Here is a 6,612-nt window from a genome sequence, read left to right as displayed (position 1 = left end):
TGGTACTATACGGGGACTATACTGCGTATGGTCCTATTACCGTGATAAATAGTACTGGAATTAGCAGGAAATAAGTTGTAGAAACTTGAATATATATCCTATGGCATGATGCTATAGGGGGCGATACTATGCAAAATGTTAACCGTGAGAGGCGAATCTATTTCCTGGATAATCTGAGATCTTTCATTGTTTTGCTTGTAGTTGTTTTTCATGCATCAATGGCTTATATGCCAAATGCTCCTTGGTGGTGGTATGTTCTTGATACACAAAGAAACTCTTTCTTTGATGGCTTTGTGTTAATTAATGATGTATTTATGATGCCGATCATGTTTTTTATTGCCGGCTATTTTTCGGTTAAATCATTAGTCAGACATAGTGCGGCCGCATTTGTCCGTGATAAAGTGACTCGTTTAATCATTCCCTGGATTATTGGTGTTATCTTTCTAGCGCCGGCAATTACGTATTTTATTTACATTACCCGCTCGCAAACACCGCCGGCTTATTTATACTACTGGTTTAATTTATTTTTCGGAAAGTCATATCAACAGGCGCATTATTGGTTTTTAGGTGCATTGGCTTTACTTTGTTTAATACTGGCTTTTGTGTATAGCTGCGGTTGGTTAAAGACGACACTGCTGAAAGCCAACAAACCTTCGACTGCTTTTTTGACGCTATTTGTACTTATTGGCAGTGTCGTTTTTTTCGGTGTTAACACTATAATAAATGATTATGAGTGGGTCAATGTGAAATATATACTGCTCATTCAGCCGACGCGATTTGTTTTATATATTCTCTATTTTATGCTTGGTGTATATGCTTATCGCCGCCAGTGGTTTATTCCCGGGGGGTATTGCCCCCGGCCGCTGAAATGGTCGTTGAGCGCAATCATTACTGGCTTTTTGTTTCTATATGGTAAATCTGCGTTTGCAGGTAATGGCGCTTTACCGGTGTTGGCTGCTAATGCATTATTGCATACACTATTTTGTTTGTGCGCAGTATTTGCACTGTTCGGTATTTTTCAGCGATGGGTGAATAGCCGGTCTTATATTTGGCGCCGGCTAGCTGCAAATTCGTACGCAATTTATTTTGTTCACCAGTTTCCGGTATTTATACTTAATTACGCATTGCTTAACCTGAAATACGGACCTTTTATTAAGTTTTTTATATCGGGCAGTTTGGCGGTAATTCTCAGTTATATTGTTAGTGTACTTTTCCTAAATCGGCTTCCAGTGTTTGGTACAGTGTCCAGTAGTCGTAACAAGATTTCACCGCCAACATATTGACATTACGTAGGTGTACTGATATTATAGACATATTCAAATATTGTTTTTCTGATAGAGGCGCGGCAGACCAAGAGTATGTATTGCGAGCTGGCAGCAATGATGATACAGAAAGGGGCTGACCGCCGAAGTGGAAGTTTTGGCCGAAAACTTTTGCTGGTCTTGCATTTAAGAAATGCAAGATTGTCACCTGATTGATTCCAGGTGGAGCGCTATCTTGCACAGCTGATAAGAACAAAGTTGTTGTCTTTAAGCAGTTTGCGGGGTTTAGCGCAAACTGCTTTTATATTACTATTCTTGAAGGGTAGGCGAAACAATTGGCTGAGAAAAAATTACCGTTTACAAAGGAACAATTAGTAGATGTCATTAAGCAATTCCCGACACCGTTTCATATTTATGATGAAAGAGCTATCCGGCAAAATGTACGCAAACTGACGCAGGCTTTTAGCTGGGCTCCGGAATTTAAAGAATATTTTGCTGTGAAAGCTACGCCGAATCCTCATATATTAAAAATATTGCGGGAAGAAGGGCTGGGGGCAGACTGCAGTTCATTGCCTGAGCTCCTATTAGCTGAAAAAGTCGGTATGAAAGGCGAAGAGATTATTTTAACCTCTAATGACACTCCGGCGATTGAGTTTAAAAAAGCACGTGAATTAGGTGCAATTATTAACTTGGACGATATTAGTCATATTGATTACCTTGAGAAACATGCCGGTATTCCAGAAATGATTTCCTTCCGTTATAATCCCGGTCCGCTGCGTGAAGGCGGTAACTCAATTATTGGCAATCCCGAGGAATCTAAGTATGGTTTGACCCGTAAACAGTTGCTGGATGCCTATCGAATTATGCAGGCAAGAGGTGTAAAGCGATTTGGTATTCACACCATGGTTATTTCCAATGAGCTAGATCCGAACTATTTTATTGAAACCGCTAACATGATGTTTGACCTCATTATTGAGATCAAACGTACCCTGGATATTCAGATTGAGTTTGTTAACTTCGGCGGCGGTATTGGCATTCCCTATCGTCCTGAGCAAGAACCAGTTGATATTACTGTTATTAGCCAGGGGATTAAAAAGGCCTATGAAAGTAAAATTGTCGCTAATGGACTGGCTCCCCTCAAAATTGCCATGGAGTGCGGCCGTGTGATTACAGGACCATATGGTTATCTGGTTTCAACCGTATTGCATAAAAAAGAAATTTACAAAAACTACGTTGGCCTGGATGCCTGCATGGCTAACCTGATGCGTCCTGCTCTCTATGGTGCATACCATCATATCACTGTGTTAGGCAAAGAGGATTGGCCGTTGGGCTATATCTATGATGTTACCGGTTCTTTATGTGAGAACAACGACAAGTTTGCTGTTAACCGTAAGCTGCCAATGTTAGATATTGGTGATGTAGTAGTGATTCATGACGCAGGGGCGCATGGTCATGCTATGGGCTTTAATTACAATGGTAAACTGCGTTCGGCAGAACTTATGCTGAAACCGGATGGCAGCGTGGAACTTATTCGCAGAGCGGAGACAATAGAGGATTATTTTGCAACCATCGATTTTGCAAGTTTATCCAACGACTAACCTGCTCTAAGACCCTGCTTCAACGAGTGGGAGCTATAGCCCTACGGGCACAGGCGAGCGGCTAAGTTCACTTTATAGAAACTTTAAGAAACACTTGTCCTGTGGCAAGTGTTTCTTTGCTTTATAGTATTTATATCAACATTTTTCTTTCATCTGCCTGACAGAACATAATTCTTTATGGTGGAAAAAATTATAAAAAAACTAATTTTTGCCTTCCAAAATAAGGGAATATCGTTTATAATGTTAATTGTTGTTGATACACGGATATTTTTGCTGGAGGGCTCAGGTGTTGTCAGAAAAAATCGAACCAATTAATATGTTTAATATAGAATATTTGCGGGAACAAATGCATTTGCTTGCTGCTTGTTATGGTTTGTCCCATCCACAGGTTCTGGAAGCAAGTCAGTTGTTAGACAGTGAAATCAGTAAGTACTACAGAATGCATCGATGTAGTTAATTTCTAGATATAAGCTTTGCTCATTTGGTAGAAACGGAAAGCTGTACCGACTGGTGAACGGAAGAAGGTTGTGTATGAGATGGTCGAGTCTTATTGCCATTGCGACAATAGGTTTTATTATTACAGACCAGTTTTATACCGCCGTTAATTATCGGATGCTGGCCATTGCCGCCGTTATATTACTGTTGGTATGGCCGGACTTTAAGCGTTTGCTATTACGTCAGTATGTTCGGCTGGTACGGGGCGTACGTTTTCTATTTACACCTAGTAAATATCATCATAAGTAACCATAGCCTCCCTTTACGGGAGGTTATTATTACTGTTACCCTGCAAAAAAGCATTGATGACGGCAACATCAACACTGGCTTTTACCAGTGATTCGGTGTAAGCCGTTTTCTCATAACCCTGGAGGTGGATGACTTGGACACGTTGGATACAGTATTAGCTGAAGTAGAGGAGCTATTTTATATTCCGATTTCACGGATTAATTCGATTGCCAGCCGGTTCAGGGATGCCATGGCAGATGGATTAGCCGGCAAGCAAAGTTCTCTTAAAATGCTGCCTTCTTTTATTGGCAGTCCGACAGGCCAGGAACAGGGGCGAGTAGTAGCTGTTGATTTTGGCGGTACAAACGTGCGGGTAATGCTGATTGAACTTACAACGTATGGACAGGCGCGAGTAATTGAACGTCGCTCTTTTCCACTAAAAGACAAATTGAACAAATACGATTATACTGCTGCGACATCATCCGGAGTAGAACTTTTTAAGTTTATTGCCGGAAAAATTGCCGAAATAGTGCCACAGGAAGGTATATTTCCTTTGGGCCATACATTTTCTTTCCCCTGCCGTCAGTATAGTGTTAATAAAGCCGTACTGATCAGTTGGACAAAAGAAATCAAGACTGAAGGGGTAGAAGGACGGGATGTTGGCGAGCTCTTACAGGCGGGATTAGACAGTAACGGTTTAAGCCATGTTAAATCACATGCTGTAATTAATGACACTACAGGTACATTGTTGGCAGCGGCGTACAGTGATGCGGCTGCCGATATTGGCGCTATCCTGGGAACCGGCCATAACAGCTGCTACCTGGAGCCTTACCATCCGGCAAACAGGCAGGCTATGATAATTAATTTGGAATCCGGAAACTTTGATGAAGTTGTGCAGACAAAATATGATGTACTTTTAGATGCGGCCAGTGAAAAACCGGGGGCCCAACGCCTGGAAAAAATGGTTTCAGGGCAGTATCTGGGAGAAATAGTGCGGCTGATTGTTAAAGAACTTGTTGCCCAAGGGCATATCCAGGCCGGTTTAGAAAGACTGGCGGTTCCCTACTCATTGCCGACAAACGATATATCAACACTGCTTGCCGACTCGTCTAAAGAGTTAAATGGCGTAGCCGCTATTGTAACAAGCAACTGGGGTATAGCTGAAATAACATTAAGTGAACGTAAGGCGATACAGAAGGTAGCCGGATATGTGGCTGCTCGTTCCGCTCGTTTAGCGGCCGCCACCTGGGCCGGAGTATTATTAAAGATTGATCCCAATTTAGAACGGCAGCACACAATTGCCGTCGACGGTTCGCTATTCGAAAAAATGCCTGGCTATTCCCGGTATTTGACGCAGGCAATCGCTGATATCTATGGAGATAAAACCAGCCGGGTCAGCGTAAAACTTAGCAAGGATGGCTCAGGTATTGGCGCCGCTATTGCTGCTGCTATGGCGTATAGAAACAGCCTGTGAGTAGAAAATATATGGCATTTGTGTTGACAACAGCGAATTTGCATAATATAATATTTAAGTAGTCATCAACTAACTTACGAAGTGGAAGTTCTTCACTTCACTCAGAACTAAGCGATTGACATATGTTCTCGTGTCGCCCCGCGGCTTACGACAACATAATTCGCTGCATGACTCCGTAGCTCAGCTGGATAGAGCGTTTGACTACGAATCAAAAGGTCGCAGGTTCGAATCCTGCCGGGGTCACCATAGGTATATCAAGGCTTTGCGAGTGATTTCGTGAAGCCTTTTTTTCGTTTTCATAGCAGTTTTACAACAACCGTACAACAACGCGGCGGAAACTGCATTTTCTAAAACTTTAATGAAGTGGTGTTTCATGATTGATCGGTGCGACCGGGAAGGAAGAATTCAGCCATGAGGCGATTTGTTCCTGGCCGCCGGATATCCTGTGGGTGTAGACATTGAGAAGCATTTGCGTGGTACTGTGGCCCAGTCGGTACTGGGCGTCTTTGATGCCGAAGTCGTTGGCCGACAGCCGGCTGGCATGATCGTGCCGGAGTTTATGAAAAGTGATAGCAAGGCCGGCCGTTTTGACCAGGCGTTGAAAACGTTTGGACCAGTTGCGCGGGTCCTGGAGTTTACCGAAGGAATTGGGGAATACCAGGTCATTGTTTTCCCATGGCAGGCCGTCGGCCTTATTGGCGGCGACGGTTGCCGTCTGGCGTGCCTGGTGTTGCTTGATCTCAAGTATGGTGACTTCCGGCAGCGGCAGGACGCGCTGGCGGGCGGTGGTTTTGGTGTCGTCGAGCTCCAGGCCGTTGTCGGTGATGATGACGGCCCGCTGGATGCTGACGCTGTCGGTGGTGAAATTGAAGTCTATCCACTTCAATCCCAAGAGTTCGGAGCGGCTGATGCCGGTGGCCCATTCCAGGGACAGGGCGGTATACATTTCCTCGTCGGCTTCGGCTGTCGTGAACAGGTGCGCCCATTCGGTGCTGCTCAAGGGCACAAATTCCTTGCGGCGCTTCTTCTTGGGCAGGGACACCGTTCTAAACGGCAGCCGGTGCAGGATTTCTTCGTTAAAGGCTTTGTTTAAGGCGGCGCGCAGGACGGCAAAGGTAAGTTCGGCCAGGCGCGGCCCGCCGCCGTTGTCTTTGATGGTGTTCACCATGTTTTGAATATCAATCCCCCTGAGTTTTTGCAGTTTAATCTCGCCTAACAGCGGCAGGATATGGTTGTTGACCACCGAGCGGTAGCCGATGTAGGTATTGCCCCGGACACTGGCCCGGGCGTAGATGGTCAGCCATTTTTCCACCCACTGGCCGACGGTGATTTTGTCGGCGTCAATAAAGACCGGCCCTTTGCTCCGTTCGAGCAGGGCGTCTTTTTTCTGCTGGACTTCGCCTTTGGTCTTGCCGTAGCAATACTTGCGGACGGGTTTGCCGGTTTCGCTGTCCCGGCCGATGATGACGGCCGTCATCCAGAGGCCGTTTTTGCGTTTGCAAATGGTTCCTTCGCCATTAGCCCGTTTAGCCATGAGCACACACCACCTTCGTCG

General features: G+C 44.8%; 6 protein-coding genes, 1 tRNA gene and 1 riboswitch. Of the genes, 6 read left to right on the top strand and 1 reads right to left on the bottom strand.

The genetic code is table 11. The annotated features are described in order from the left end of the window. Positions 1-128: 128 nt before the first annotated feature. From SATMO3_RS21250 to SATMO3_RS21225, 6 genes are all read left to right on the top strand, one after another. The gene (locus SATMO3_RS21250) at positions 129-1,283 is read left to right on the top strand and encodes an acyltransferase family protein (RefSeq protein ID WP_371371739.1); all 1,155 of its coding nucleotides are present in this window, start codon (positions 129-131) and stop codon (positions 1,281-1,283) included. A 44-nt stretch (positions 1,284-1,327) separates the two neighbouring features. Beyond that, a riboswitch (Lysine riboswitch) is annotated at positions 1,328-1,503 on the top strand. Between the two features lie 94 nt (positions 1,504-1,597). After that, positions 1,598-2,860 carry a diaminopimelate decarboxylase gene (locus SATMO3_RS21245; RefSeq protein ID WP_371371738.1) on the top strand — a complete coding sequence of 421 codons (1,263 nt, stop codon included), beginning with the start codon at positions 1,598-1,600 and terminating at the stop codon, positions 2,858-2,860. A 316-nt stretch (positions 2,861-3,176) separates the two neighbouring features. After that, positions 3,177-3,317: a Spo0E family sporulation regulatory protein-aspartic acid phosphatase gene (locus SATMO3_RS21240; protein ID WP_371381765.1), complete on the top strand. Its 141-nt coding sequence runs from the start codon at positions 3,177-3,179 to the stop codon at positions 3,315-3,317. Positions 3,318-3,391: 74 nt separating this feature from the next. After that, complete coding sequence (locus SATMO3_RS21235; protein ID WP_371371737.1) at positions 3,392-3,604, top strand: hypothetical protein; 213 nt, start codon at positions 3,392-3,394, stop codon at positions 3,602-3,604. 133 nt (positions 3,605-3,737) lie between these two features. Next, positions 3,738-5,057 carry a hexokinase gene (locus SATMO3_RS21230; protein ID WP_371371736.1) on the top strand — a complete coding sequence of 440 codons (1,320 nt, stop codon included), beginning with the start codon at positions 3,738-3,740 and terminating at the stop codon, positions 5,055-5,057. A 169-nt stretch (positions 5,058-5,226) separates the two neighbouring features. Continuing rightward, positions 5,227-5,303 (top strand) — tRNA-Arg (locus SATMO3_RS21225). Between the two features lie 109 nt (positions 5,304-5,412). On the opposite strand, the gene SATMO3_RS21220 is transcribed toward SATMO3_RS21225, so the two are convergent. After that, positions 5,413-6,591, bottom strand: a complete 1,179-nt coding sequence (locus tag SATMO3_RS21220; protein WP_371371735.1) for a tyrosine-type recombinase/integrase — start codon at positions 6,589-6,591, stop codon at positions 5,413-5,415. Positions 6,592-6,612 lie beyond the last annotated feature (21 nt).

It is taken from the genome of Sporomusa aerivorans, from assembly GCF_041428895.1.
Classification (GTDB): domain Bacteria; phylum Bacillota; class Negativicutes; order Sporomusales; family Sporomusaceae; genus Sporomusa; species Sporomusa aerivorans.
Note: the sequence above shows the minus strand (reverse complement) of the source record. Positions and strands in the feature narration are given on the sequence as shown.